Source organism: Stenotrophomonas sp. 28608_Sma (assembly GCF_056486185.1).
Genome location: NZ_CM151308.1, coordinates 4,543,438 through 4,569,579, shown reverse-complemented (window position 1 = coordinate 4,569,579; position 26,142 = coordinate 4,543,438). Strand labels below are relative to the sequence as shown.

Here is a 26,142-nt window from a genome sequence, read left to right as displayed (position 1 = left end):
CCAGCGGCCGGCACTACCGATGGCGCTACCGATCCGTCGCGCCGCTCCTGCATAATCGGGGCATGAGTGTCCTGCGCTTCGACAATGTCAGCAAACAGTACGCCGGTGGCCACGAGGCGCTGACCGATGTCAGCTTCGAGGTCGCGCCGGGCGAGATGCTGTTCGTCACCGGCCATTCCGGTGCGGGCAAGAGCACCCTGCTCAAGTTGATCCACCTGGACGAGCGGCCCAGCCGCGGCGCGGTGGTGTTCGACGAGCGCAACCTGCTGAAGGTGCGCGGTGGCGACGTGCCCCGCCATCGACGCGCGGTCGGCGCGGTCTACCAGGACCACCGCCTGCTGATGGACCGCTCTATTGCCGAGAACGTGGCGCTGCCGCTGATCCTGCGCGGCACCCGCCGTAGCGACATCAACAAGCGTGTGCGCTCGGTGCTCGAGCGGATGGGCCTGGGCCATCGCGAGAAGGCGCTGCCCTCGCAGCTGTCGGCCGGTGAGCAGCAGCGCGTCGGCATCGCCCGCGCCATTGTCGGTGAGCCCAAGCTGCTGGTGGCCGATGAGCCGACCGGCAACCTCGACCCGACCCTGGCGGCGGAGATCATGGCCCTGTTCGCCGAGCTGCCCGCGCGCGGCACCAGCGTGCTGGTGGTCAGTCACGACCTGCCGCTGTTGCGCCGCATGCGCAAGCGCGTGCTGATCCTTGACCACGGCCGGCTGGTGGATGACATCTCGCCGCAGGACCTGGCGGAGTAATCGATGGCGAAGAACGAAAACAGCGAAGCCGCCGCCCCGTCGCGTGTGGGCGTCTGGTTCCAGCACCACGTGCACAGCGTGGTGTTCAGCCTCGGCCGCGCCTGCCGCAAGCCGTGGGCGACCCTGCTGACGGTGATGGTCATGGCGCTGGCGCTGGCCCTGCCGCTGGGCCTGTCGATCGCGCTGGACAACCTCAAGCAGTTCGCCGGCAGCGTGCAGCAGTCGCGCGATATCAACGTGTTCCTGAAGGGCAACGTCGATGGTCCCGGCGCGCTGCGCCTGGCCGGCCAGCTGCGCGATCGCGATGACGTGGCCGAAGTGAACGTGCGCACGCCCGAGCAGGGCCTGCAGGAACTGCGCGATGCCGGCCTCGGCGAGGCGATCGATGCACTCAACGACAATCCACTGCCCTCGCTGCTGGTGATCACCCCCGGCCAGGGCAAGGACGACGCGCGCCTGGCGCGCGCGCTGGAAAGCCTGCCCGAGGCCGACCTGGTGCAGCACGATGCGCTGTGGCGCCAGCGCCTGGATGCCTGGCTCGCGTTCGGTGCGCGGCTGGTGCAGGTGCTGTCGGTGCTGCTCGGCGTGGGCGCCGCGCTGGTGGTCGGCAACACCGTGCGCCTGGACATCCAGGCCCGCCGCGAAGAGATCGGCGTGCTGCAGCTGCTCGGCGCCAGTGATGGCTTCATCCGCCGCCCGTTCCTGTACCTGGGCGCGTGGTATGGCCTGGGTGCCGGCGCAGTGGCGCTGGCCCTGATTGCTGCGGCCGGCGCTGCCTTGCGCGTGCCGCTGGCCGAACTCTCGCGCAGCTACGGCAGCCCGTTCGTGCTGCACGGCCTGGACCTGCTGCATGGCAGCCTGGTCCTGCTCGGCACACTGCTGCTGGGCTGGCTGGGCGCGTGGCTGGTGACCGGCCATTTCCTTCGCCAGACCCGCCCGACCGACACCTGAGACCGGCATGCAACCGCAAGCGCTGAAGCACCTTGAAGGGCCCGCGACGCGGGTGATGGTGGTCGATGGGTCAAAGCTGGTCCGCAAACTGATCGCCGACGTCCTGCAGCGCGACCTGCCGGGCGTGGAAGTGATCGGCTGCGACAGCATCGAAGATGCGCAGCTGGCGCTGGCGCAGGGCCCGGTGGATCTGGTGACCACCTCGCTGACCCTGCGTGATGGCGACGGCCTGGCACTGGCGCGGATGGTCCGCGAAGCCGCAGGCCAGGCCTATGTACCGGTGATCGTGGTCTCCGGCGATGCCCAGCAGCATCTGGAGCAGCGCCGCTTCACCGAGTACGTCACCGACTATTTCGACAAGGCGCTGGGCCACGAGGCACTGGCGACCTTCATCCGCGGCTACGTGCAGCCGCAGACCATTCCCGGCGCCACCATCCTCTATATCGAGGACAGCCGCGTGGTCGCCGAGGCTACCAAGCGCATGCTGGAACGCCAGCAGTTGAACGTGCTGCACGTGGTCAGCGCCGAAGAGGCGTTCACCCTGCTCACTGCCGAGTCGCTGGGCCGCAGCCGCCATCGCATCGACCTGGTGCTGACCGACGTCACCCTGAAGGGCGAACTGAGCGGCCGCGACGTGGTGCAGCGCGTACGCGTGGACTTCGGCTACGGCAAGCGCCGCCTGCCGGTGCTGGTGATGACCGGCGATGGCAACCCGCACAACCAGACCGGGCTGCTGCAGTCCGGTGCCAACGACCTGGTGCTCAAGCCGATCGAAGAGCGCCTGCTGGTCACCAAGGTGCTGTTCCAGCTGCGCCTGGCCCGGTTGAACGATGGACCCCTGATTCGATGAAGTGGCGTGATGATTGATGAAGTAGCCGGCACCCCGACGATCCAGCTCGAGCCGAGCTGGAAGCAGCATGTCGGCGATTACCTGATGCAGCCGCAGATGCGCGAGCTGTCCAGCTTCCTGCGCCAGCGCAAGGCCAGCGGTGCGGCGGTGTTCCCGCCCGGCCCGCAGATCTTCGCTGCGTTCGATGCCACGCCGTTCGAGCAGGTGAAGGTGGTGATCCTCGGCCAGGACCCGTACCACGGCCGCGGTCAGGCGCATGGGCTGAGCTTCTCGGTGGCGCCCGGAGTGCCGGTGCCGCCGTCGCTGCTGAACATCTACAAGGAGATCGAGAGCGATCTCGGTATCCCGCGTCCGGACCATGGCTGCCTGATCCCGTGGGCGCAGCGCGGTGTGCTGCTGCTCAATGCCGTGCTGACGGTGGAAGAGGGCCAGGCCGGTGCCCACCAGGGGCGTGGCTGGGAAGGTTTCACCGACCACGTGGTGGATGTGCTCAACCGCGAACGCGACGGCCTGGTGTTCATGCTCTGGGGCGCGTACGCGCAGAAGAAGGGCAAGGTCATCGACACCCGCCGCCACCGTGTGCTGAAGTCGCCGCACCCGTCGCCGCTGTCGGCCCACCGCGGCTTCCTGGGCTGCCAGCATTTCTCGATGGCCAACGAGTACCTGCAGCGCCGCGGCCAGGCCCCGATCGACTGGTCGCTGCCGCCGCGTTCGGCGCTCTGAGCGGGCCGGGCAGTAGCCCGGCGCCGCCAGCGATGGATCAATGGCCCGCTGCTGGCGCGATATCCGCGCGCCGATAGTAGGCACGCGCGCCTTCGGCGATCACGCTGAGGGCTTGGACCGTGCCGTCGCCACCACGGTGGAACAGCAGCTCCGCACCTACGCTGCCGGCGAGGAAGCGGACAGGGGTCAGTGCCTGGAGCATGACGGCCTTGCCCCGTCCTGGAAGGCGCAGTTCCAGTCCCGCTTGGCCTGCCTGTACGTCCAACGTCGTGGCTTCGAACCAGTCAGCGAGACCGCCGCGGACGTCCATCGGCAGCGCGCCATCGAGTACGAAGTGGCCGCTGAAACCTGGGTAGCTGTCGCGCAGAAGCGCCGGGTCAAGCGTGCGGATGACTGGTTTGGCATTGTGGCCGAGTGCGTCGGAAAGGGCATTGCGGATTTCCCCGCGCAGTGCGGGGCCGTTGTCGCCATTGGTCAGGATGACGAATCCATCGCCGCTCTCCGGGTAGCCTTCGATGCCGGCGTGATAGCTGTCATTGCTGCCATTGTGGAAGAAGCGGCGACTGGCGCCGTTGCCGGCGAGCTCCGGTCCCAGGCCACGACCGGCCGGCGCCACTTCGCTGACCATCTGCAGGGCCAATGACTGCGGCAGCCATCCATCCTTGGTGCGGATGCTGCGCAGCAGGGCCGCGACGAACAGGCCCATGTCGTTGGCGCTGGTCCACAGCCCGGACGCCGCCTGTTCCGGAAAGCTCTGCCAGCCGCGTGGCAGGGCCTCCGGCAGGCCTTTGTTGTCGTGCGCATGGGCAACGTTGCCGTAGCCGGCAGGCAAGGGGCTCTGGTACGTGCTGCGGGACATGCCCAGTGGCGCGAACACCTCGCGACGTGCGACGTCAGCGAATGCTCTGCCCGTCAGGTCTTCGATCGCCAGCTGCACCACCGTGTAGCCGCCACCGGAATAGTCGACCTGCTGGCCGGGCGCGTGGATCAGGCGTATCGGTTCATTCTTTGCAGGCGCCAGTCCATCCAGTGTCTGCAGCAAGGTCGGCAAGCGTTCGGCGGGCTGGTAGTCCTGGAAGCCATGCACATTGAAGCCGGCGGTGTGCGACAGCAGCATGCGCAGGTTGATCGGCGGGTGCAGTCCCTGCGCATCGGCAGGCACATGCCAGCGGCGCAGGCGTGGATCGATGTTCTCCTCCAGCGAGACCTTGCCGGCAGCAACCAGCTTCAGGGTGGTCGCCGCAGCGCCCATCTTGCTGACCGAGCCCACCGAGAACACGGTATCGGCATCCACCGCGTCGTGCGTGCCCGCTTGGCGCAGGCCGTATCCGGCGGCGTACACCACCTTGCCATCGCGGATCACCGCAACGGCGGCACCCGGCACCTTGTAATGGGCAAGGCGTTCCTCGATCGACCACTGCGGCAGCGCCGCGCCCAGCTGCGCGGTGCTGGGGCGCAGGCCATGGGCCATTGCCTGGGCAAAGCGCGCAGCGTCTTCAGCGCTGGCGTCAGTGGCCATCACGTGGAACGGGGTCAGGCAGACCAGCAGCGAACACAGCAACAGGCGGTTCATCATCGACATCCTTGCGGGAGTGGAAGAGGGTTGGGATCGGCGCAGGCGTTGCCACGTACGCCTGCCGCGTCCGATCGTTGCGGGTGGAACAGGTTGCCGCCGCAGCGCAGAAGGCGATGCGGCGGCGGAGTCAGCGTCGTTCGCGGCGGGCGCCCTGCGTCAGCAGGTAATCGCGTACGGCCGCGGTGCCGGCCTGGTTCAACGGTGTCCGCCAGCGGCCCAGCCAGCCGTCGGCTTCCACCCCCAGGTTGATATCGGCGCCGTGCGCGAGCAGGTACTGCACGGTGACCAGGTGCCCTTCGCGCGAGGCATTGATCAGCGGCGTCTCGTCATAGGTCACGACCCGGTTGACGTCTGCACCGGCCTGCACCAGTTGCTCGACGATGGGTTGCAGGCCCAGCGCGGAGGCGACGATCAACGGATTGCCTTCGCCCAGCGCAGCGCGATCAGGGTCGGCTCCCAGCTGCAGCAGGGCGTCGACCATCACCGGATCGCGTGCGCGGATGGCCTGGATCAGCGCCGTGCCATCGCCGAGCACGCGCGCATCGAGATCGACGCCCGCCACCGCCAACGCGTGGACCTGCGCGACGTCATGCGTGCTGGCGGCCTGGAGCAGAGTGTTGACGCGCGTATCGGAGGTGCTGGCCGCTGGTGAGGCCAGTCGTGGTGAGACAGCCACCGCGGTGCCGACGCAGGCCAGCAGAAGCAGCAGGCCCAGCATCAACAGACTGCGGCGCCGAGGGGCGTACGACGGGGCGTCCAGCAGTTGGTCGATGCGCTGCGCCAGCTGGCTGCGTGCACTGAACATGCCCAGTGCAAGCGTCGGCGCCTCTTCGCGCAGGGCCTGCAGCTGTTCGATACCGGCCAGCAGCGAGCCTGCATAGTCCAGCGGTTCGCTTGCCTGCATCGCAGCGCGTGCATCACAGGCCATTTCGCGCAGTAGCGCCAGGCGTGCCTGGGCAAGGTGCAGGAGTGGATTCCACCAGAACAGTGCTGTTCCCGCCCGCAGCAGCGTGCTTGTCCACAGATCGCGTCGATGCAGGTGTGCAACCTCGTGGCGGACGATGTCGCGCAGCACGTTGTTGTCCAGCCGTGCCAGCAAGGGGCGGGGCAGCAGGATCTGCGGGCGCCACAGGCCGACCACCATCGGCCCGTCGACGGCGCAGGTGGCGATCGTCACGTGGGCGGGCACGATGTCGGCCAGGGCCGCGCGCAGTCCGGCGGACGCCGGTTGTGCCAGCCGCCGCAGCCGGCGCGCGTGCAGCATCGCGTCCAGCAGGCGCATGCCCAGCCACAGGGTGCCCAGCAGCCACACCACTGCAAGCACTGTCGGCAGGGTCTTCGGTAGTTCGACGTAATAGATGTCGGGCTGCCGTCCAGCTTCGAAGATGGCCTCTCCCGCCGTTGCGCCTTCGCCGGGCAGGGGGTGGAACGCGGCGGCGGGCGGTGCCGGTGCAGGCAGGGTGGTCGACCAGCCCGGTAGGAAGGCGCTGAGCGGCAACAGCAGGGCCGCTGCCATCGCGCCGGTCAGCAGCCAGGAGCGTTGTTCGGCACTGAGGGCCCGCCGCCATGCCAGCCACAGCGCGGGCAGCAGCACAACGGCAGACAACAGCAACTGCCGAAGGCCCAGTGCCATCGCCATGTCGATGAGGTTCATTCCTTCCTCCCGGCCCTGGCATCGCTGATGCGCTGCTGCAGTGCCTGCAGTTCGTTGCGGTCGATTTCGCGTTCGTCCACCAGGTGCTGTGCCAACACGTTCGGTGAGCCGTCGAAGAACTGATGCAGCAGATGGTCGAGCGCTTGCCGGCGGGCCTGCTCGCGGCTGAGCGTGGCGTGATAGATGTAGGCGCGACCTTCCTGGCGATGACTGACAAAGCCCTTCTTCGCCAGCACGTTGAACATGGTCAGCACCGTGGTGTACGCGACCGGCTTGTGTTCGCCGAGCACATCCGCCACTTCGCGCACGGACGCTTCGCCCTTGTCCCAGAGGATGTCCAGGATGGCCTGCTCGGCGGGGGTGGGAGTCTGCGAGACAGGACGGGCCATGTGCTTCTACGTATGAATTAGTTGATGCATCGGAGCATGTCGCCGGATGGCTGTCAACGGGTTTCTTAGTAGTAAAGGGGGCGACCCTCAGCCTTCGGGCCTGAACACCCGGCAACGTCTCCAGGCCTGAATGGACCTCCAGGCCGGCCCGTTCAGCTCCGCTTGACCGGAAATCGCCGGTTTCCGGCAGTTAATTGATTGAATTCCAAGGGATTGTGAATCCCGAAAAGCGTGCTCGCCACTGTCATCAAATCGCGCTACGGTAGGGCTCTGTTTGGGACCAGTGTTGCATCAATAGGATGCTGGAACTTTTTCCTCCTTTAGCAGTCCAAATCCCGGACTGCTAAGATGGGTGCCTATGAGCCAGAACACCTCTACTGCCCTTGTGGCAAACAATCTCCCGATTCCCAGTGCGCTCGGTTCGCTGGACGCCTACATCGGTGCCGTGCACCAGATCCCGGTGCTGTCGGTCGATGACGAACAGGACCTGGCCCGTCGCTTCCGCGACGGCAACGATCTGGACGCCGCCCGCGAGCTGGTGCATTCGCACCTGCGCTTCGTGGTGCACGTGGCCCGCGGCTACAACGGCTACGGCCTTGCGCTGGGCGACCTGATCCAGGAAGGCAACATCGGCCTGATGAAGGCGGTCAAGCGCTTCGACCCGGACATGGGCGTGCGCCTGGTCTCCTTTGCCGTGCACTGGATCCGTGCCGAGATGCACGAGTTCATCCTGAAGAACTGGCGCATCGTGAAGGTCGCCACCACCAAGGCGCAGCGCAAGCTGTTCTTCAACCTGCGCAAGTCGAAGACGCGCCTGGGCTGGATGAACGCGGCTGAGGTCAGCGCGGTGGCGAAGGACCTGAACGTGTCCGAGCGCGAGGTCATGGAAATGGAGTCGCGCCTGTCCGGTCGCGATATCGGTTTCGATGCGCCGGCCGACGAAGACAACGAACACGCGCCGCCGTCGCCGGCCGCGTTCCTGGTTGCCAACGACGAAGACCCGTCGATGGCCTACGAACGTGCCGACAGCGAAGACAACCAGATGCAGCTGCTGCGCGAAGGCCTGGCCGAGCTGGATGCGCGCTCGCGCGACATCATCCGCCGCCGCTGGCTGGATGCGGACAGCAAGGTGACCCTGCAGGAACTGGCTGACGAATACGGCGTGTCGGCCGAGCGTATCCGCCAGGTTGAAGCGAACGCGCTGAAGAAGATGAAGGCGCTGTTCACCGCGTAAGCGGGGTGGCGTTGAAACAATGAAAAGGCCCGGCACTGCCGGGCTTTTTCTTTTTGGTGGCGTTCTCATCCACGCATGACGTGGCTCTATTCTGACGCCAGGACGGTGGTTGCGCCGACCTGATCATGTGCTGGATGCTGATGTTCACGCTGTACCACGCAGTGGCACGGTATGATCATGCCACGCGTCTTCCTCACACGAAGTTTCAATCGCAGCATGCGCAGGACCACCCTGTCCGACGCTGCGCTGTACCGGTCGGTACGTGAAATGGAAGCGGGTCTGGTGGATGCTGATCTTGGCGGCGGAATCTTCAAGAAGCGCGTTGCCTTGCCGGGGCGAGGAAAGCGTGGGAGCGTTCGAATCATCGTCGCCACACAGCGAGGCGGGCATTGGTTCTTACTTTTCGGCTACGAGAAGAATGAGCGTGCTGCGATCACGAATGCGGAACGCGATGCGCTGCAGCTGTACGCATCGGAGTTCCTGAAAATGAGTACGGCACAGCTGAATCGTGCCGTGCAGTACGGGGATCTACAGGAGATCGACCATGACGAAGACCCCTGAGCGACGGCGCGCGAAAAGTGCGCTTCTTGAGGCGGTGCATGATGCCGCTGTGAGTCTGCACGCGCATGGTTTCATCGATAAACGTCGATTGAGCAGCTACGAAGCGCTTTGCCTTGAGCCGGTGCCTGAGTACAGCAGTGCCCAGATACGTGCCCTGCGTACGTCATTGCAGCTCAGTCAGCCGGTCTTTGCGGGAGTTCTCAATACCAGCGTTTCCACCGTACGCAGCTGGGAGCAGGGCGAAAAGAAGCCCAGCGGACCGTCACTGAAGTTGCTTAACCTGATTGATCGGAAGGGACTCGAAGCAGTCCTGTAAAGCAAAGGCCCGGTTCTGCCGGGCCTTTGTTTTTCCGAGGCGTTCAATCCACGCATGGCGTGGATCTACCCAGTGTCAGTAGAGCCACGCCATGCGTGGCTGCGGCGCGGCCGTCACTCTTCGCGTGCGATCGCCCGCCAGCCGATGTCGTTGCGGTGGAACTCGTTGGCCCAGGTCACCTTGGCCACGCCTGCATACGCATTCGCCTGCGCGTCGCGCACGCTGTCGCCCAGTGCGGCCACGCACAGAACGCGGCCGCCGGCGCTGACGACCTGGCCCTGCGCATCCAATGCCGTACCGGCATGGAACACCTTGGCGCTGGCCGGCACGTCGTCCAGGCCGGAAATCACGTCACCGGTGATCGGCGCTTCTGGGTACGGCCTGGCCGCCAGCACCACGCCCAGCGACGGGCGCGCATCCCACTGCGCTTCGACCTGGTCCAGGCGGCCATCGATGGCGGCTTCCACCAGCTCGACCAGATCCGACTGCAGGCGCAGCATCACCGGCTGGGTTTCCGGGTCGCCGAAGCGCACGTTGAATTCGATCACCTTCGGTGCGCCGTTGGCATCGATCATCAGGCCGGCGTAGAGAAAGCCAGTGAACGGGATGCCGTCGGCGATCATGCCCTGCACGGTCGGGTTCACCACCTCGCGCATCACGCGGGCATGCACATCCGGCGTCACCACCGGGGCCGGCGAATAGGCGCCCATGCCGCCGGTGTTCGGGCCGGTATCGCCGTCGCCGACGCGCTTGTGGTCCTGCGAGGTGGCCATCGGCAGCGCATGCACGCCGTCCACCATCGAAATGAAGCTGGCTTCCTCGCCGTCGAGGAATTCCTCGATCACCACACGTGCGCCGGCATCGCCGAACGCGCTGCCGGAGAGCATGTCACGCACCGCGTCTTCGGCTTCGGCCAGGGTCATTGCGACGATCACGCCCTTGCCAGCGGCCAGGCCATCGGCCTTGACCACGATCGGTGCGCCCTTCTCGCGGATGTAGGCCAGGGCGGCGTCCACGTCGGTGTGCACGGCGTAGAACGCGGTGGGGATGTCGTGGCGGGCCAGGAAGTCCTTGGCGTAGGCCTTGCTGCCTTCCAGCTGCGCGGCAGCGGCGGTCGGCCCGAAGATACGCAGGCCAGCAGCGCGGAAGCGGTCGACCACACCGGCCACCAGCGGTACTTCCGGGCCGACCACGGTCAGCGCCACGCCTTCGGCCTGCGCCAGCGCCAGCAGGCCGTCGATATCGGTCACCTTCACCGCCACGTTGCGGCACTTGTCTTCGCTGGCGGTGCCGGCGTTGCCGGGCGCCACGATCACTTCGGTGACACGGGAGGACTGGGCCAGCTTCCATGCCAGGGCGTGTTCGCGGCCGCCAGAGCCGATGACAAGTACGTTCATCACGAGATTCCAGATTGCGTGGGAAGGGAAGATCGATATCCCCGGCGGCGCGCGTGGTTCACTCGCAGCCTTCGCGTCGCAGCGATTCGGGGAAGGAATAGGCCCAGGTCTTCGGGTCCAGGGTGAAGCGGTGTTGCTGCCGGACCTGCTTGCCACCGCAGGTGGTGCCGGTTTCGTCGATCAGCAGCGGCCAGACCCGCGCGCTGCGGTCGCTGTCGTCGAAACGCAGGGCGAAATCGATGCTGAAGCGGCGGGTGCGGCAGTCATTGGCGGTGTCCGGGTCGGTACTGGCGTCGACCGTGTCGCACTCGTACTGGGCGTCATTGTCGATATGGCTGCGCACGCTGCCACTGGCCACCAGGCCGTTCGGGCCCGGCAGGATCAGCGACTGCGAGAGCAGCGAGAAGCCCTGCCCGAACCAGCCGTCCTCGACGCGGAAACCATAGAAGTCACTGCCGGCGCGGATGATGCTGGCGGTGCCGGGCTGGCCGCCGCTACCGAAGCGCTCGCCGGTCAGTTCGCTGGTCACCTCGAAGCCATCGCCCTTGGGGCGCAGCACAAAGAACTCGATGGTTCCCGGGTCGATGTGCGCGCCATCGACCAGCGCACCGCACACGGCCAACAACTGCTGCCAGCTGTCCCCGCTCACCACCGGTTGTTCCGCGCAGACCTGCCAGTCCACCGCATGGGTATCGCCATCGTCGGTCCAGCTGCCGCGCCATTCAGCGGAGAGCGTGGCGTTGCTGCCGTAGCGCTGGTCCAGGAACGCCTGCAGTCGAGCGGTGCGGCTGACATGCTGCGCCGGTGAGGCGGGGGCCATCGCAGGCGCATCTGCCTTCGGGCTCGCGCTGGGCTCGACAGCAGGCTTGCAGCCGGCCAGCATGGCCGCGCCCGCGAGGGCGAGGGCGGCCAGCGATTTCATTGAAACTGTGGACATCCGTGTCGCTCCAGGATCAGTGGCGGAAGTGGCGCACGCCGGTGAACACCATGGCCAGGCCATGTTCGTCGGCGGCGGCGATCACTTCGGCATCGCGCATCGAACCGCCCGGCTGGATGACCGCCTTGATGCCGGCGGCGGCAGCGGCATCGATGCCGTCGCGGAACGGGAAGAACGCATCGGAGGCCATCACCGAGCCCTCGACCACCAGGTTCGCATCGGCGGCCTTGATGCCGGCGATGCGGGCCGAGTACACGCGGCTCATCTGGCCGGCACCGACACCAATGGTGCGGTTGTCCTTGGCATAGACGATCGCGTTGGATTTCACGAACTTGGCCACCTTCCAGGCGAACAGCAGGTCGGTGAACTGCTTGTCGGTCGGCGCCAGCTTGCTGACCACCTTCAGTTCGTCGCGGGTCATGCCGCGGTTGTCCGAGGACTGCAGCAGCAGGCCCGAGCCGACGCGCTTGCTGTCGAAGTTGTTCAGGCCATCGCCGTGCGGGATGCGCAGCACGCGCACGTTGGCCTTCTTCTGCGCGTATTCCAGCGCGGCCGGCTCGTAGTCCGGGGCGATCAGCACTTCGACGAACTGGCGGTCCAGAATCACCTTGGCGGTGGCGGCGTCCAGCGGTTTGTTGAAGGCAATGATGCCGCCGAAGGCGCTGGTCGGGTCGGTGGCGTAGGCCAGCTCGTAGGCATCGCCATTGCCGGCACCGACCGCCACGCCGCACGGGTTGGCGTGCTTGACGATGACGCAGGCCGGCGCATCGAACTGGCGCACGCATTCCCACGCCGCGTCGGCATCGGCCAGGTTGTTGTAGCTCAGTTCCTTGCCCTGCAGCTGCTGGAAGGTCGCCAGCGTGCCCGGCACCGGGTACAGGTCGCGGTAGAACGCGCCGCTCTGGTGCGGGTTCTCGCCGTAGCGCAGGTCCATCACCTTCACGAAGGTGGAGTTCATCTGTGCCGGGTACTCGGTACGCGCCGGCACCGCAGCGTCGGTGGCGGTGACCGCCGACAGGTAGTTGCTGATCGCGGCGTCGTACTGGGCGACGCGGTTGAACGCGGCCACCGAGAACGCGAAGCGGGTGGCAGCCGACAGCTGGCCGTTGTTGGCCTCCAGCGAGGCCAGCAGCTCGGCGTACTGCGACGGATCGGTGGACACCGCCACGCGGGCGAAGTTCTTGGCCGCCGAGCGCAGCATGGCCGGGCCGCCGATGTCGATGTTCTCGACCGCGTCGGCCAGGGTGCAATCGGCCTTGGCGGTGACCGACTCGAACGGGTACAGGTTCAGCACCAGCAGGTCGATGGCACCGATGCCGTGCTCGGCCATCACCGCATCATCCAGGCCGGAACGGCCCAGCAGGCCGCCGTGCACCATCGGGTGCAGGGTCTTGACCCGGCCGTCCATCATTTCCGGGAAGCCGGTGACGTCGGCCACGTCCTTCACGGCCAGGCCGGCATCGCGGATCGCCTTGGCGGTGCCGCCGGTGGACAGCAGCTCCACGCCGCGTGCCGCCAGCGCAGTGGCCAGCTCGACCAGACCGGTCTTGTCGGAAACGGAGAGGAGGGCCCGGCGGACGGGCAACAGATCAGCAGTCATGGGACAGAATCGGCAGCGGAGCGGGGCCGATATTGTAGGCGGTGGGGGCCGGTGGCGGGCGCTGGAAGGGGCAATTTGCCATGGCAATCGACGTAAGGCCGGGTCGGGCACATCGATCCGGACCGGTCCGGGGGGCTGGGCTGTGGACCGGAGCCGGGTTGTCGGAATCTGCCGACGATGGGGTAGGCTGTGCCCGCACTGCCAAGGATCAGCGGGTACGGATCATGTCGATCTATGCACTGAAAGGACGTTTCCAGGACCTGTTGCGTCCGGCCGTACGCGGCCTGTACCGCATGGGGATCACCGCCAACGCGGTGACCGTGGCCGCCGCCGTGGTTTCGCTGCTGGTGGCCGTTGCCGTGTGGTGCTGCGCGCCGGCCCAGCCCCTGCTGTACCTGCTGCTGCCGCTGTGGATGCTGCTGCGCATGGCGCTCAACGCGGTGGACGGCATGCTGGCCCGCGAGTTCGGCCAGCAGTCGAGGCTGGGCGCCTATCTGAACGAGCTGTGCGATGTGATCGCCGACGCGGCGCTGTACCTGAGCCTGCTCGGCGTGCCGGGCGTGCGCCCGGAAGCGCTGTGGCTGCTGGCCTGGACGGCGGCCCTGAGCGAGTACACCGGGGTGCTGGGGCTGATGGTCGGTGCCAGCCGCCGCTATGACGGCCCGATGGGCAAGAGCGACCGCGCGTTCGTCATCGGCGTGCTGGGCCTGCTGCTGGCGCTCGGCTGGGGGGCTGCGATGACTGTCACTGGCGTGGCCGCGGCCATGGCGGTGCTGTGCGTGCTGACGATGATCAATCGCGTCCGTCGCGGACTGCGGGAAGCGGCGGTTTCGCCGAATTAATCAAGCAGATACAAAAAGACAATCAGGAGATTGCATGCGTCAGGCGCAGGAACGGGAATTCCACAGCTTCGACCAGGTACCGCTGTTCTACCGGTACTGGGCGAGCACCACCGCGACCCCAGCCACCAAGGCTGTCGTGCTGCTGCATCGCGGCCATGAACATTCTGGCCGGGTCACCCACCTGGTCGATGAGCTGGACCTGCCCGACACCGCCTTCTTCGCCTGGGATGCACGCGGTAATGGGCGTTCGCCCGGCGCACGAGGCGATGCCCCGGGCTTCCCGGCGCTGGTGCGTGATCTGGACAGCTTCATCGCCCACATCGGCGCCGAGCATGGCATCGCGGTGGAAGACATCGTGGTGATCGCACAGAGTGTGGGGGCGGTGGTCGCCGCCACCTGGGTGCACGACTACGCGCCGCGCCTGCGCGCGCTGGTGATGGCTTCGCCGGCGTTCAAGGTGAAGCTGTACGTGCCGTTCGCACGCCCGGGCCTGGCCTTGATGCAGAAGCTGCGCGGCAATTTCTTCGTCAACAGCTACGTCAAGCCGCAGTGGCTGACCCACGATCCGGCGCGAGTGGAAAGCTACCGCACCGATCCGCTGATCACCCGGCCGATCTCGGTGCGCGTGTTGCTGGGCCTGTACGAAGCGGCCGACCGCATCGTCGCCGATGCGCAGGCGATCAGCGTGCCGGTGCAGCTGCTGGTGTCCGGCTCGGATTTCGTGGTGCACCGTGGCCCGCAGGACCGCTTCTACGAGCGCCTGTCCAGCCCGATCAAGGAGCGCGTGCATCTGCCGGGCTTCTTCCACGATACGCTGGGCGAGCGCGATCGGGCGCCGGCGCTGGCGCGTATCCGCAGTTTCATCCAGGCACGTTTCGCCGAGCCGCTGCGCGAACTGTCGCGGCGCGATGCGCACCGCCATGGGCCGACTTTCGAAGAATCGGAGATCCTGGCCTGGCCACCGGAACGCAACAGCCTGGCCGACCTGCGCTGGCGCGTGGTACGTGGCGGCCTGCGCTTCGGCGGAACGTTGTCCGAAGGCATCGCGCTGGGCCTGCAGACCGGATTCGATTCGGGCAGCACGCTCGACTACATCTATCGCGATGAGGCGCGCGGCAAGGGCCCGTTGGGGCGCATGGTCGATCGCAACTATCTGGATGCGATCGGCTGGCGCGGCATCCGCATTCGCGGCCAGCACCTGCAGGAACTGCTGCGCGACGCTGCCCAGCGCCTGCGCGGGCAGGGCACGCCGGTGCGCGTACTGGACGTGGCTGCCGGCCATGGCCGCTACGTGCTGGAAGCGCTGGGCCAGGGCGAACAGCGCGCCGAGCGCATCGTGCTGCGCGACTTCAGTGATCTGAACGTCACCCAGGGTCAGGCCTTGATCGAGCGCCTGGGGGCGGCCGACATCGCGCGCTTCGAACAGGGTGATGCGTTCGACCCGGCGCAGCTGGCCAAGGTCGATCCAGCACCGACGCTGGCCGTGGTATCGGGCCTGTACGAACTGTTCCCCGACAACGATGCGGTGCTGCGCTCGCTGCAGGGCATTGCTGCGACGGTGCCGGCGGGCGGCTACCTGGCCTATACCGGCCAGCCGTGGCACCCGCAGCTGGAGTTCATCGCACGCGCACTGACCAGCCACCGTGGCGGCGCCGCGTGGGTGATGCGCCGCCGTACCCAGCAGGAAATGGACGAGCTGGTGCGCCTGGCCGGGTTCGAGAAGGTGGCGCAGCGTATCGACGACTTCGGCATCTTCACGGTGTCGCTGGCGCGCCGGACCGCGTGATGGCGACGCTCGCCGCATCCCCGCTGGCCGCAGAGGGGCGCCCCTGGCGGCGCGCCCTGTTGTGGCTGGCCCTGCTGGGCCCATTCTTCTTCGCCAGCTATGGCTTCGCCAACTGGATGGCTGGCCGTCATGCCGAACTGCCGGTGATGGCGTTCGGATGGGAAACGCAGATTCCGTTCGTACCGTGGACGATCGTGCCGTACTGGTCGATCGATCTGTTCTATGTGGTTTCCTTCTTTCTGTGCCGGCAACGGTTGGAGCTGGACCGGCATGCGTTGCGGTTGTTCAGTGCACAGTTGATCGCGGTGACCTGCTTCCTGCTGTGGCCACTGCGCTTCAGTTTCGAGCGGCCGGAGATCGGCGGTGTGTTCGGTTGGTTGTTCGATGTGCTGCTGGGCTTCGACAAGCCGTTCAACCAGGCGCCATCACTGCACATCGTGTTGCTGATCGTGCTGTGGGTGAAATTCGCGCAGTACCTGCATGGGGTGTGGCGTTGGGTACTGCATGTGTGGGCGCTGCTGATCGGCGTCTCGGTGCTGACCACATTCCAGCATCATTTCATCGATATCCCGACCGGCCTGCTGGCCGGTTGGCTGTGTGTCTGGCTGTGGCCGGAGCAGGGCACGCCACCCTTGCGTGCCTGGCGCACCGCGCGTGACGCCAAACGTTGGCGCCTGGCAGCGCTGTACCTGCTGGGGGCCGCTGCATTGCTGGTGCCTGTGGTGCTTCTGCGTGGCGCGGCGTTGTGGCTGCTGTGGCCGGTGGTATCGCTGCTGCTGGTGGCGTTGGCGTATGCGGGGCTCGGTACGGCGGTGTTCCAGAAGCGTGCCGATGGTCGCCTGACCATGGCGGCACGCTGGTTGCTGGCGCCGTACCTGGGTGCGGCCTGGATCAATTCGCGGCTGTGGACGCGCCGCGCGCCGCAGCCGGTGCCGGTGATGGACGGTGTATGGCTGGGGCGTGTTCCCTGCGCTGCATTGCCGGCACCCTTGGTCGGCGTGGTCGATGCCTGTGCCGAACTGTCCTATCGTGCACCGGGCGCGGCGTATGCCAGCGTGCCGATGCTGGACCTGGTGGTGCCCACGCCGCACCAGTTGCACGAGGCGGCCGAGGTCATCGAGCGGCTGCGTGCGCATGGACCGTTGCTGGTGTGCTGCGCACTGGGCTATTCGCGCAGTGCTGCCAGTGTGGCGGCCTGGCTGCTGCGCAGTGGTCGTGCCACCGATACCGATGCCGCGGTGGCGATCGTGCGCACGGCACGTCCGGGCATCGTGCTGGGCGCGGCGCATCTGCATGCCATCACTGCTGCAGCGGGAGCACGCACGTGAGTACGGTTCCCGATCTGGCGACCATGCAGCTGCTGCTGCGGCAGGGCCGTTGGCCGGCCGGCCTGTCGCTGGGCCTGCTGCTGGTGGCGCTGCTGCTGCTCGGCACCGAACCGGGCCTGGCGATGATTGCCGCCGGCGTGTTGCTGCTCAGTGTTGCCGCGGGCATCGCACAGATCTACCACGCGTGGCGGGTGGCGCTGGACGCCAGCCTGCTGCAGCTGCTGCGCGATGAGCGCCTGGACGGCGATGCCGCCGCGCGCCGCACTGATCAGCTGCTGCACGACAGTGGCCTGCGCCGCGCGTCGCCCGATGCGCCCCTGCGGGGCTGGGACGCGCGCTGGGCCGGCATGCGTCGCCTGCTGCTGCGCCAGTACCTGCTGACAGCGGTGCAGTTCGCACTGCTGGTGCTGGCCGTGTTGTGGCCGCAGACGTGAACGGGAGGGACCAATGTTCGCCGAACTGATTGCCCGCGCCTGCAGTGGTGCGATCCATGTAGTGACCGGTGCCCGCGCGCTGTGGATCGGTTGCGCGCCGTCCAGCGAGCGCCGCGTGTACTACGGCAACCACGCCAGCCATGGCGACTTCGTGCTGATCTGGTCGTCGATGCCGCCTGCGTTGCGGCGCCAGGTGCGGCCAGTTGCCGCGGCCGAATACTGGCAGCGCGACGGCCTGCGTCGCTACCTGATCGATGCGGTGTTCAACGGCGTGCTGGTCGAGCGCGAGGCCGGCCATCGCCAGCAGGATCCGCTGCAGCCCCTGCGTGACGCGGTGGACGAAGACTGCTCGCTGATCCTGTTTCCGGAAGGTACCCGCAACGTGGGCGATGAGCCGCTGCTGCCGTTCAAGAGCGGCATCTATCACCTGGCACGGCAACGACCGGAGCTGGAATTCGTGCCGGTGTGGATCGACAACCTGAAGCGGGTGATGCCCAAGGGCCGGTTCCTGCCGCTGCCGCTGCTGTGCACGGCCACCTTCGGTACGCCGCTGCGGCTGCAGGCCGACGAGGACAAGGCGGCCTTCCTGGCCCGCAGCCGGCAGGCGCTGCTGGACCTGGCGCCGAACGGGGGGCGCGCATGAGTTTCCTGATCGATGTGTCCGGCGACCTGGCAGCGCAGAGCGTGGGCCAGCAGACCGGCCTGCTGTTCGCTGGCGTGGGTGCGGTGCTGGTGCTGGCCACGCTGGTGGCCGAGACATTGCGCTGGCGCCAGCGTGGGCAGCCCAGCGCGGTGATCGCCAACCTGGTGTCGCGCATCCGCGCGTGGTGGGTGATGGCGATCGTGGTCGGGCTGGCGCTGTTCTTCGGTCGTGCCGGGGTGATCGTGCTGTTCGCGATCATCTCGCTGTTCGCCCTGCGCGAGTTCATCACCCTGGCGCCGACCCGCTCGGGCGACTACTACGCGCTGCTGGCCGCGTTCTACATCGTGCTGCCGTGGCAGTACTACCTGGTCTGGATCGACTGGTACGGCATGTACACGCTGTTGATTCCGGTCTATGCGTTCCTGTTCCTGCCGATCCTGTCGACCATTGGCGGTGATACCACGCACTACCTGGAGCGGACCGCGAAGGTGCAGTGGGGGTTGATGATCTGCGTGTTCTGCATCTCGCATGTGCCGCTGCTGCTGAACCTGCACGTGCCCGGCCATGACCCGTCGCGCAACGTGCTGCTGTTCGCCTTCCTGGTGATCGTGGTGCAGTCTTCGGACGTGCTGCAGTACATCTGGGGCAAGCTGCTCGGCAGGCATCTGATTGCGCCGAAGCTGTCGCCGTCGAAGACGGTGGAGGGCTTCGTGGGCGGCGTGCTGAGTGCCAGCGCGCTGGGCGCGGCGCTGTGGTGGATCACCCCGTTCACGCCGCTGCAGGCGTTCGGTCTGTCGCTGCTGATCAACCTGATGGGGTTCTGGGGCGGCCTGGTGATGTCGGCGATCAAGCGTGATCGTGGCATCAAGGACTGGGGCCACATGATCGAGGGCCATGGCGGCATGCTCGACCGGCTGGATTCGGTGTGCTTCGCCGCGCCGGTGTTCTTCCACGTGGTGCGGTATTACTGGAAGGCGGGCGGCGGCGGTTGATTCTGCCGGGCTTCCATCCACGCATGGCGTGGATCTACTGGCGGGCGGGGGCGGTTGATTCTGCCGGGCTTCCATCCACGCATGGCGTGGATCTACCGGTAGTGCCGGCCGCTGGCCGGCAACTGCAACATCCTGCCATCGTTCGTGGGGTTGCCGGCCAGCGGCCGGCACTACCTGCGCGCGTTTACGCGCTGATGCCGTATTCCTTCAGCTTCTTGCGCAGGGTGGCACGGTGGATGCCCAGCATCGCGGCGGCACGGCTCTGGTTGCCTTCGCAGTGATTGAGCACTTCCACGAACAGCGGAATCTCCATCTCGCGCAGCACGATCTCGTAGACATCGTCCGCATCGCAGCCATCAAGGTCACGCAGGTAGCGGCGCACGGACTGGGCGACGTGTTCACGCAGCGGTGGCCGGGGAGCGCCACGACTGTTGTCAGGACGAGAAAGGACAGCGTTCAAGGGGGTTCCCGATTCGGTTGGCCCGTGCGCGCGGAGCGCGCGGCCGGACGAGGTGGTGGCGGCCAGTCTAGCGCGAGCGTGCCCGGCCTGCCACGGCTGGTCGCCTCTCCCCGGTCAGAGGAAGTCGAAGGTGAATGCGACGGTGGACGCAGCGGGCTCCTGCAACCGGAAGGCGACGCGCGCGCTCTGGCCCGGTTCCAGCAGGGCTGCACCGGGGTTCTCGCCCAGGTACTGCGCGGGCGTGAACACGCCGCTGCCGATCACCCGGCCATCGGCATCGGACAATGACAACCGCAGGTCCGGCCACGCCTGTGCCCAGCGCGCATCGTTGCGGATGCTGGCCTGTACCTGCAGCACACCGGCCTGGCCCGGCAGGGGGCGGATCTCGCGGCTGGTCATGGTGAACGCAGCGGGTTCGTGCCAGGCAGGCAGGCTGCAGCGCAGCACGCCGCACAGCGTGCCCAGCCATGCGCGGTTGCCGGCGTCGGCGGCCAGCCGCGCGCGGTCGGCCAGCACGCTCTGCAGTACCAGCAGCAATGCCAGCCCGGCGACCAGCAGCCAGTGCCAGCGGGGTGTTGGCAGCGTGCGCGTGCGCGCGCTGCCGAGGAAGCTGGGGGCATCACTGGCGACCGCCGTTGCCTGCACCGCGACCGGCGCCGGCTCGATGGCCGCTGCTTCATCAACGATGACAACGTCATCGTCGTGTCGCATCTCTGTCGCCGGTGGGCGTGCCAGGTCGATGGGCTCGGCCTGCATCTGCTCCACGGGCGTTGCGTGCCCGGCTTCGTCCTGCATGCGCGCATCGGTCGCAGGCGCAGGCTCACCCTCCGGCGTCGTGCGCAGGAAGGTGGCCAGGGGACGGCGCGGTGGGTTCGGCTCGGACATGCTCAGGGCGCGGGCTCGGATCCAGCAGTCATTCAACCACGATCAGGCGCGGCGCACGCCGGTGATGCGCATCCAGTCGCCATCCTGGGTGGCCTGCAGATCGTCGAACCATGCTGCGTAGCGCTGCAGCAGTTCGCCTTCCTGGCCATGCAGGATGCCGGACAGGGCGATGCGGCCACCGGCAGCAACGCGCGCAGCCAGCAGTTCGGCCAGCGCATCCAGCGCCGAGGCGAGGATGTTGGCGACCACGATCGGATAGGTCGCGACCGGTTCGTCCTGCGGCAGGTACACATGCATGCGGGCCTGCTCGCCGTTGCGCTCGGCATTGTCGGCGGTGGCGACCAGGGCCTGCGGATCGTTGTCCACGCCGATGGCTTCGGCGGCGCCCAGCTTCAGCGCGGCCAGTGCGAGGATGCCCGAGCCGCAACCGAAGTCGAGCACGCGCTGGCCCTGCAGCAGGCCATCGACCGCCAACTGGTCCAGCCAGCGCAGGCACAGTGCGGTGGTCGGGTGGGTGCCCGAACCGAACGCCAGGCCCGGGTCCAACCGCACCACGGCGGCATCGGCGGCCTGTGCGGCCTCCGGCAGTTCATGGTTCCACGGCACGATCCAGGTGCGGCTGCCGAAGTCCATCGGCTGGAACTGGTCGAGCCAGGCACGTTCCCAGTCTTCATCCTCGACCGCGCGGAAGCTGCCGCTGCTCCAGTCCAGCTCCGGATCGAAGGATTCCAGTGCGGCCAGCAGCAACAGCGCGTTGCTGTCGGCGGGGAACAGCGCGCTCAGCACCAGCGTGTCCCACAGCGGGGTCTCGCCCACGCCCGGTTCGAGAATGGCCTGTTCGTTGCTGGTATCGGCCTCGGCATCGAGCAGGGTCACGGCCAGTGCACCAACGTCCTCCAGTGCATTTTCATAGCGGGGCTGGGTGGCTTCGGTGCAGCGCAGGGTCAGTTCCAGGAACGGCATGGTGGTGGGGGCAATCGCGGGAAAGGGGGCCATGCTAGACCATCGGGGCGTCTCCGTATTGCCTGAGATGCCGCTCCGAGATGAACGAAGCCCGTTCAGACAGGCCCGTCGGGCCTTGCTAAACTTCGTGCTTTCCTATGCGCCGCATCGCCTACCGCCGCCGATGGCCTTCGCTCCGACCCTGAAAACCTGGTTGCTCGTACTGCCGGCTGTGGCCGTGCTGGGCGTGGCCGGTTATCGGGCCAGCGGCCATGCTGCGACGTCTTCGGTAGCGTCGGCGGATCTGGCAGGTGCGGTCGCGGCCGCTGACAGTGCGGCGCCGCTGCCGGTGATGCCGGAGGCGCTCGCGCGCCGCCTGGCACCCTTCGAGCGTGGCAACGCATTGCCGTCCGGGCTGCCCCTGGATCTCCGCGCCGATATCGAAGACGCCACCGACCTGTATGCCTATGCTCAGCGGTTGCGTGCCCAGGCGGACGAAGGCAACCACGAGGCGCGCTGGATGCTCAGCCGTGTCTATGACTACTGCGCGCAGTACGCGGTCGATCCGGGTGGCTACCGCTTGGACAACAACGTGCTGGCCGGGCTGGGCCTGACCGCCGCACCGGCGATGGTGCAGGCGCGCGAACGCGTCGCGCAGCGTTGTGGTGGTTTCGTGCCGGGCGACAAGCTGGGCACGGCCTTGGTGCTGTCCGAACGTCGCAAGGCGGCCGCACAAGGCAATCTGGCTGCTGAGGCTGCGTTGTTCGCCGAGGGCGAACCGCTGCAGGACAGCCCCGAGTACCGCCGTGACCTGGTTGAACGGGTGCGCACCTCGCGCGACCCGGAGGCCTTCATGGCGATCGCACCGGGCATGGGCGTGCGCGCCTCGGGTGACCGCGCGCTCAACGGCCTGGTGGCGGGCGAGCAGCTCAGTGAACTCGCATGGCGGCTTGCGGCCTGCGAACTCGGTCTACCGTGTGGGGCAGACAGTGTGCTGGTCAACAGTTTTTGTGCGAACGGAGGGATCTGTTCGCAGGATGGTACGCAGGATTTCCGGGATTTCGTGTATGACGCTGCGGTATCGCGGCAGGGCGCTGGGAAGATGAAGGAATGGATCAAGCGATTGGTTGGAAAGAGGAACGAGCAATGAACTACCGCCGATTCCTGCACGGGGCCAAGTTCTGGTTCTGGGTGGCCCTGTTCGTGGCCTACTCGGCCGGCGCGGTTGGCCTGTTGATGATCGATACCTATGAAGATCGCTACCGGCATCTGTCGAAGGTGGAACTGACCACGGTGAAGGCGCAGGAAGACGTGCGCCGTGCCGGTGCCAGCCAGGTGGCCGCGGTCTATCGCGCGCAGAGCGGCATGCCGTTCGCGTCGCTGCCGGCGGGCAGCACCTTCCAGGTGGTGTGGCCGGATGGTTCGACCGAGACCATGGTGATCGTCGACCCGACGTCGCCCAATGGCGTGCGTCCGCTGGCGAACTCGCAGATTCCGGCCGAAGCTGCCGACAAGCGCTGATGCGCCTGCTGTAGCGCCAAGCCCACGCTCGGCTGAGCTTTCCGGCAAGCCGAGCATGGGCTCGGCGCTGCAGCAACAGAAAAGGGCGGGGATATCCCCGCCCTTTTCATGTCCATGACCCGTCCTGAATTGGGTTGACACCTTTTCCCTCTGGAAAAGGAATGTTCAATGAAATCAACAATCAGGCGCAGTCAGCGGGATTACTCGCTGGCCTTCAAGTTGTCCGTGGTCGATCAGGTCGAGCGTGGAGAACTGACCTATAAGAAGGCTCAGGAGCGATACGGTATCCAAGGCAGCAGCACGGTTCTGAAGTGGCTTCGCCGCCATGGTCGGCAGGATTGGTCAGGTGGTGCATCATCTGCCCCCATGACGACTTCTCCCAAAAGTGGACCGGCCACGCCGCTGACGCCGGAACAACAGATCAAGGCCCTGCAGGTCCAGTTACGGGAGGCCAACGAGAAAGCACAGCTTTTCGAAGCCATCGTGGATGTCCTCAAAGAGGATTACGGGGTGCGCATCGTAAAAAAGCCTTCAGGCAAGTCCTCACGCAAGGGCGCCTCAAAGGCGTAAGCGTGGCAAGGGCTTGCCGCCATTTCGGCATCAGTCGACAGGCGTTCTATCAAGCGGGGTGCCGGCATCAACGACGACGCGCCAGCGAGACCAAAGCACTGGCGCTGGTGAGCGATTGCCGCGTGCGGCAGCCACGGATCGGGACGCGCAAGTTGCACTATTTGATCGAACCGAAGCTGCAGGCGGCGGGAATCACCATGGGACGTGACCGGTTGTTTGACGTACTTCGGGAAGCGCGCCTGCTGGTACCGAAACGTCGGGCTTATCACAAGACTACCGACAGCCATCATCGCTTTCGCAGGCATCCGAATCTGCTCAAACCTGGCCAAGGATGCGTAATACCAACCGGTAGCGAGCAGGTGTGGGTGGCGGACATCACCTATCTGCCGACGCAGGGGAAGTTCGTGTATCTGAGCCTGGTCACCGATGCCTGGTCGCGCAAGATCGTGGGCTGGAGCGTGCATGAAACGCTACAGACAGAGCAGGTAGCTCAGGCGCTGGAGATGGCGCTGAAAGGGAGAAAGACATCGCAGAAGCTGATCCATCACTCTGATCGTGGAATCCAGTACTGCTCGGATTACTACCAGAAGATCCATGCGCGGCACGGCCTGACCTGCTCGATGACCGACGGCTACGACTGCTATCAGAACGCTCTGGCAGAGCGAGTCAACGGGATCCTCAAGTGCGAGTTCCTGCTTCATCGCCCACGGGACCTGGGGCAAGCCCGCCAGATGGTGGCTGAGGCCGTAGACATCTACAACGCTGAGCGCCCCCACCTGTCCCTTAAAATGCAGACGCCCGATGCGATGCATCGGGCGTCTTTGGCCGCCTGACGGCGGCCGGACCATCCACCCATCGGTGTCAACCTATGGCAGGACGAGTCACCAGCACGTGGCGCCGATCAGGTCAGCGCGATCGGCTTGTTCTTGCGTTCGGCCAGGCGCTTTTCCAGGTAGTGGATGTTCTGGCCACCGGCCTGGAAGCCCTTGTCGCGCATGATCCGCTGCTGCAGGGCGACGTTGGTCTTGATGCCATCGACCACCATTTCGCTCAGTGCCACGCGCATGCGGGCAATGGCGGTTTCGCGGTCCGGGCCGTGCACGATCAGCTTGCCGATCATCGAGTCGTAGTTCGACGGCACGCGGTAGCCACTGTAGATGTGGGTGTCCACGCGCACGCCGGGGCCGCCCGGCGGATGGAAGCCGGTGATGGTGCCCGGGCTCGGCACGAAGGTCTCCGCATCTTCGGCGTTGATGCGGCATTCGATGGCATGGCCGGTCAGCACCACGTCACTCTGCTTGATCGACAGCTTCTGGCCGGCGGCGATCTTCAGCTGCTCGGCCACCAGGTCGATGCCGGTGACCATTTCGGTGACCGGGTGTTCCACCTGGATGCGGGTGTTCATTTCGATGAAGTAGAAGCGGCCGTCCTCGTACAGGAACTCGAACGTGCCGGCACCACGGTAGCCGATGCGTACGCAGGCTTCGGTGCACACCTTGCCGATCTGCTCGCGCTGCTCGGCGGTGATGCCCGGTGCCGGCGCTTCTTCCACCACCTTCTGGTGGCGGCGCTGCATCGAGCAGTCACGCTCGCCCAGGTGGATGGCGTTGCCCTGGCCGTCGGCCAGTACCTGGATTTCCACGTGGCGCGGGTTCTCCAGGAACTTCTCCATGTAGACCTCGCCATTGCCGAACGCGGCCTTGGCCTCGCTCTTGGTGGTTTCGATCGAGGTCTTCAGCGAGGCTTCGGCGTGCACCACGCGCATGCCGCGGCCACCGCCACCACCGGCCGCCTTGATGATGACCGGGTAGCCGATCTCACGGGCGATCTTGGTGTTGGCGACGATGTCTTCGCCCAGCGGGCCGCCCGAGCCGGGCACGCACGGCACGCCGGCGGACTTCATCGCGCGGATGGCTTCGACCTTGTCACCCATCATGCGGATGGTGTCTGCCTTGGGGCCGATGAAGATGAAACCGGACTCTTCCACGCGCTCGGCGAAGTCGGCGTTCTCCGACAGGAAGCCGTAGCCCGGGTGGATGGCCTGGGCGTCGGTGACTTCCGCCGCGGCGATCAGTGCCGGGATGTTGAGGTAGCTCTGCGGCGACGGCGCCGGACCGATGCAGACCGACTCGTCGGCCATGGCCACGTGCTTGAGGTTGCGGTCGACCGTGGAATGCACGGCCACCGTGCGGATGCCGAGGGTGTGGCACGCGCGCAGGATGCGCAGCGCGATTTCCCCTCGGTTGGCGATGACGACTTTGTCGAGCATGGCGTGCCCCTCAGCCGATCACGAACAGCGGCTGGTCGAATTCGACCGGCTGGCCGTTCTCGCCGAGGATGGCGACGATGGTGCCGGACTTGTCGGCTTCGATCGGGTTGAACATCTTCATCGCTTCGATGATGGCCAGGGTCTCGCCTTCCTTGACCTGCTGGCCAACGCTGACGAACGCAGGCTTGTCCGGGGCGGACGACGCGTAGAAGGTGCCGACCATCGGCGAGCGCAGCACGTGGCCTTCCGGCAGCGCCGGGCCCGGCTTGGCGGTGCCACCGGTGGAGGCTTCGGTCGGCGACTGCATCGGCATCGCCTGCGGCGCCGGAGCGGCCGGAGCGGCGTACACCGGGGCGGCGACCGGGGCGGCATAGCCGGCCACCGGGGCGCGCGACAGGCGCACCGACTCTTCGCCTTCCTTGATTTCGATTTCAGCCAGGTTCGACTCTTCCAGCAGGTCGATCAGCTTCTTGATTTTGCGGAGATCCATGGTGGCCTCTTTGCTCTTGATGTCAGTGTGGTGGGAAGCGCAT

General features: G+C 66.5%; 27 protein-coding genes. 16 read left to right on the top strand and 11 right to left on the bottom strand.

Going from position 1 to position 26,142, the window contains the following annotated elements; all coding sequences use genetic code 11:
* The first annotated feature begins 62 nt into the window (after window positions 1-62).
* Genes ftsE through ung form a run of 4 tightly spaced genes read left to right on the top strand, consistent with a single transcriptional unit; the run spans window position 63 to window position 3,273 of the window.
* Window positions 63-749, top strand: a complete 687-nt coding sequence (gene ftsE / locus ACZLHH_RS21585) for a cell division ATP-binding protein FtsE (RefSeq protein ID WP_032129538.1) — start codon at window positions 63-65, stop codon at window positions 747-749.
* A gap of 3 nt (window positions 750-752) precedes the next feature.
* On the top strand, window positions 753-1,700 hold the full coding sequence (gene ftsX / locus ACZLHH_RS21580; RefSeq protein WP_010481047.1) for a permease-like cell division protein FtsX: 948 nt from the start codon (window positions 753-755) through the stop codon (window positions 1,698-1,700).
* Between the two features lie 7 nt (window positions 1,701-1,707).
* Entirely contained in the window at window positions 1,708-2,550 is an 843-nt protein-coding gene (locus tag ACZLHH_RS21575; protein WP_032129540.1) for a response regulator, read from the top strand.
* Between the two features lie 9 nt (window positions 2,551-2,559).
* Window positions 2,560-3,273, top strand: coding sequence for a uracil-DNA glycosylase (gene ung / locus ACZLHH_RS21570; RefSeq protein ID WP_049400766.1), 714 nt, complete (start codon window positions 2,560-2,562; stop codon window positions 3,271-3,273).
* Between the two features lie 37 nt (window positions 3,274-3,310).
* Here the strand turns inward: ung and ACZLHH_RS21565 are convergent, their stop codons facing one another.
* The 3 genes from ACZLHH_RS21565 to ACZLHH_RS21555 form a co-directional block, all read right to left on the bottom strand.
* Entirely contained in the window at window positions 3,311-4,846 is a 1,536-nt protein-coding gene (locus ACZLHH_RS21565) for a serine hydrolase domain-containing protein (protein WP_223276861.1), read from the bottom strand.
* 130 nt (window positions 4,847-4,976) lie between these two features.
* Window positions 4,977-6,503, bottom strand: a complete 1,527-nt coding sequence (locus ACZLHH_RS21560; RefSeq protein ID WP_164227485.1) for a M56 family metallopeptidase — start codon at window positions 6,501-6,503, stop codon at window positions 4,977-4,979.
* Window positions 6,500-6,892, bottom strand: coding sequence for a BlaI/MecI/CopY family transcriptional regulator (locus ACZLHH_RS21555; protein WP_100474111.1), 393 nt, complete (start codon window positions 6,890-6,892; stop codon window positions 6,500-6,502). Before ACZLHH_RS21555 ends, ACZLHH_RS21560 begins: the two co-directional genes overlap by 4 nt.
* A 358-nt stretch (window positions 6,893-7,250) precedes the next feature.
* Here ACZLHH_RS21555 and rpoH point away from each other — a divergent pair, with 358 nt between their 5' ends.
* The 3 genes from rpoH (at window position 7,251) to ACZLHH_RS21540 (ending at window position 9,003) form a co-directional block, all read left to right on the top strand.
* Window positions 7,251-8,126, top strand: a complete 876-nt coding sequence (gene rpoH / locus ACZLHH_RS21550) for an RNA polymerase sigma factor RpoH (RefSeq protein ID WP_049424102.1) — start codon at window positions 7,251-7,253, stop codon at window positions 8,124-8,126.
* A gap of 177 nt (window positions 8,127-8,303) precedes the next feature.
* Window positions 8,304-8,687: a type II toxin-antitoxin system RelE/ParE family toxin gene (locus tag ACZLHH_RS21545; RefSeq protein ID WP_164227498.1), complete on the top strand. Its 384-nt coding sequence runs from the start codon at window positions 8,304-8,306 to the stop codon at window positions 8,685-8,687.
* On the top strand, window positions 8,671-9,003 hold the full coding sequence (locus ACZLHH_RS21540; RefSeq protein WP_019338970.1) for a helix-turn-helix domain-containing protein: 333 nt from the start codon (window positions 8,671-8,673) through the stop codon (window positions 9,001-9,003). The genes ACZLHH_RS21545 and ACZLHH_RS21540 overlap by 17 nt, the downstream gene beginning before the upstream one ends.
* Before the next feature lie 113 nt (window positions 9,004-9,116).
* Here ACZLHH_RS21540 and purD read toward each other — a convergent pair whose 3' ends face one another.
* From purD to purH, 3 genes are read right to left on the bottom strand one after another with little or no spacing between them, the layout of a single operon-like run.
* Window positions 9,117-10,400, bottom strand: coding sequence for a phosphoribosylamine--glycine ligase (purD, locus tag ACZLHH_RS21535; protein ID WP_478478740.1), 1,284 nt, complete (start codon window positions 10,398-10,400; stop codon window positions 9,117-9,119).
* Window positions 10,401-10,458: 58 nt separating this feature from the next.
* Complete coding sequence (locus ACZLHH_RS21530) at window positions 10,459-11,337, bottom strand: hypothetical protein (RefSeq protein WP_164227483.1); 879 nt, start codon at window positions 11,335-11,337, stop codon at window positions 10,459-10,461.
* Window positions 11,338-11,353: 16 nt separating this feature from the next.
* The gene (purH, locus tag ACZLHH_RS21525) at window positions 11,354-12,937 is read right to left on the bottom strand and encodes a bifunctional phosphoribosylaminoimidazolecarboxamide formyltransferase/IMP cyclohydrolase (RefSeq protein WP_049423484.1); all 1,584 of its coding nucleotides are present in this window, start codon (window positions 12,935-12,937) and stop codon (window positions 11,354-11,356) included.
* A 224-nt stretch (window positions 12,938-13,161) separates the two neighbouring features.
* Here purH and ACZLHH_RS21520 point away from each other — a divergent pair, with 224 nt between their 5' ends.
* From ACZLHH_RS21520 to ACZLHH_RS21495, 6 genes are read left to right on the top strand one after another with little or no spacing between them, the layout of a single operon-like run.
* A complete protein-coding gene (locus tag ACZLHH_RS21520) occupies window positions 13,162-13,779 on the top strand; it encodes a CDP-alcohol phosphatidyltransferase family protein (RefSeq protein WP_164227577.1) in 618 nt (205 codons plus the stop codon).
* A 34-nt stretch (window positions 13,780-13,813) separates the two neighbouring features.
* Window positions 13,814-15,565 carry a bifunctional alpha/beta hydrolase/class I SAM-dependent methyltransferase gene (locus ACZLHH_RS21515; RefSeq protein ID WP_049401747.1) on the top strand — a complete coding sequence of 584 codons (1,752 nt, stop codon included), beginning with the start codon at window positions 13,814-13,816 and terminating at the stop codon, window positions 15,563-15,565.
* Window positions 15,565-16,893 carry a phosphatase PAP2/dual specificity phosphatase family protein gene (locus tag ACZLHH_RS21510; RefSeq protein ID WP_164227576.1) on the top strand — a complete coding sequence of 443 codons (1,329 nt, stop codon included), beginning with the start codon at window positions 15,565-15,567 and terminating at the stop codon, window positions 16,891-16,893. Before ACZLHH_RS21515 ends, ACZLHH_RS21510 begins: the two co-directional genes overlap by 1 nt.
* Window positions 16,890-17,327, top strand: a complete 438-nt coding sequence (locus tag ACZLHH_RS21505) for a hypothetical protein (RefSeq protein WP_164227575.1) — start codon at window positions 16,890-16,892, stop codon at window positions 17,325-17,327. The genes ACZLHH_RS21510 and ACZLHH_RS21505 overlap by 4 nt, the downstream gene beginning before the upstream one ends.
* 13 nt (window positions 17,328-17,340) lie before the next feature.
* Entirely contained in the window at window positions 17,341-17,970 is a 630-nt protein-coding gene (locus ACZLHH_RS21500) for a lysophospholipid acyltransferase family protein (protein WP_071229361.1), read from the top strand.
* Complete coding sequence (locus ACZLHH_RS21495) at window positions 17,967-18,962, top strand: phosphatidate cytidylyltransferase (protein WP_164227574.1); 996 nt, start codon at window positions 17,967-17,969, stop codon at window positions 18,960-18,962. The genes ACZLHH_RS21500 and ACZLHH_RS21495 overlap by 4 nt, the downstream gene beginning before the upstream one ends.
* Before the next feature lie 184 nt (window positions 18,963-19,146).
* On the opposite strand, the gene fis is transcribed toward ACZLHH_RS21495, so the two are convergent.
* From fis to prmA, 3 genes are all read right to left on the bottom strand, one after another.
* The gene (gene fis, locus ACZLHH_RS21490; protein ID WP_005419706.1) at window positions 19,147-19,422 is read right to left on the bottom strand and encodes a DNA-binding transcriptional regulator Fis; all 276 of its coding nucleotides are present in this window, start codon (window positions 19,420-19,422) and stop codon (window positions 19,147-19,149) included.
* 114 nt (window positions 19,423-19,536) lie between these two features.
* The gene (locus ACZLHH_RS21485) at window positions 19,537-20,307 is read right to left on the bottom strand and encodes a DUF3426 domain-containing protein (protein ID WP_164227573.1); all 771 of its coding nucleotides are present in this window, start codon (window positions 20,305-20,307) and stop codon (window positions 19,537-19,539) included.
* Between the two features lie 42 nt (window positions 20,308-20,349).
* Window positions 20,350-21,270 carry a 50S ribosomal protein L11 methyltransferase gene (gene prmA, locus ACZLHH_RS21480; protein ID WP_071229373.1) on the bottom strand — a complete coding sequence of 307 codons (921 nt, stop codon included), beginning with the start codon at window positions 21,268-21,270 and terminating at the stop codon, window positions 20,350-20,352.
* A 163-nt stretch (window positions 21,271-21,433) separates the two neighbouring features.
* Between prmA and ACZLHH_RS21475 the strand changes: the two genes are divergently transcribed.
* The 3 genes from ACZLHH_RS21475 to ACZLHH_RS21465 all read left to right on the top strand — a co-directional run bounded on the left by ACZLHH_RS21475 (window position 21,434) and on the right by ACZLHH_RS21465 (window position 24,173).
* The gene (locus ACZLHH_RS21475; RefSeq protein WP_032129558.1) at window positions 21,434-22,399 is read left to right on the top strand and encodes a hypothetical protein; all 966 of its coding nucleotides are present in this window, start codon (window positions 21,434-21,436) and stop codon (window positions 22,397-22,399) included.
* Window positions 22,396-22,770, top strand: a complete 375-nt coding sequence (locus ACZLHH_RS21470; protein ID WP_010481078.1) for a hypothetical protein — start codon at window positions 22,396-22,398, stop codon at window positions 22,768-22,770. Before ACZLHH_RS21475 ends, ACZLHH_RS21470 begins: the two co-directional genes overlap by 4 nt.
* 168 nt (window positions 22,771-22,938) lie before the next feature.
* Window positions 22,939-24,173, top strand: a protein-coding gene (locus ACZLHH_RS21465; protein WP_239503007.1) for an IS3 family transposase whose coding sequence is annotated in 2 segments (ribosomal slippage) — window positions 22,939-23,290 and window positions 23,290-24,173 — 1,236 coding nt in all. Because the reading frame shifts where the segments join, the coding sequence is not laid out codon by codon here.
* A 68-nt stretch (window positions 24,174-24,241) separates the two neighbouring features.
* Here the strand turns inward: ACZLHH_RS21465 and accC are convergent.
* Window positions 24,242-25,609, bottom strand: a complete 1,368-nt coding sequence (gene accC / locus ACZLHH_RS21460) for an acetyl-CoA carboxylase biotin carboxylase subunit (protein WP_032129559.1) — start codon at window positions 25,607-25,609, stop codon at window positions 24,242-24,244.
* Window positions 25,610-25,619: 10 nt separating this feature from the next.
* Window positions 25,620-26,099, bottom strand: a complete 480-nt coding sequence (accB, locus tag ACZLHH_RS21455; RefSeq protein ID WP_032129560.1) for an acetyl-CoA carboxylase biotin carboxyl carrier protein — start codon at window positions 26,097-26,099, stop codon at window positions 25,620-25,622.
* Between the last annotated feature and the right edge of the window lie 43 nt (window positions 26,100-26,142).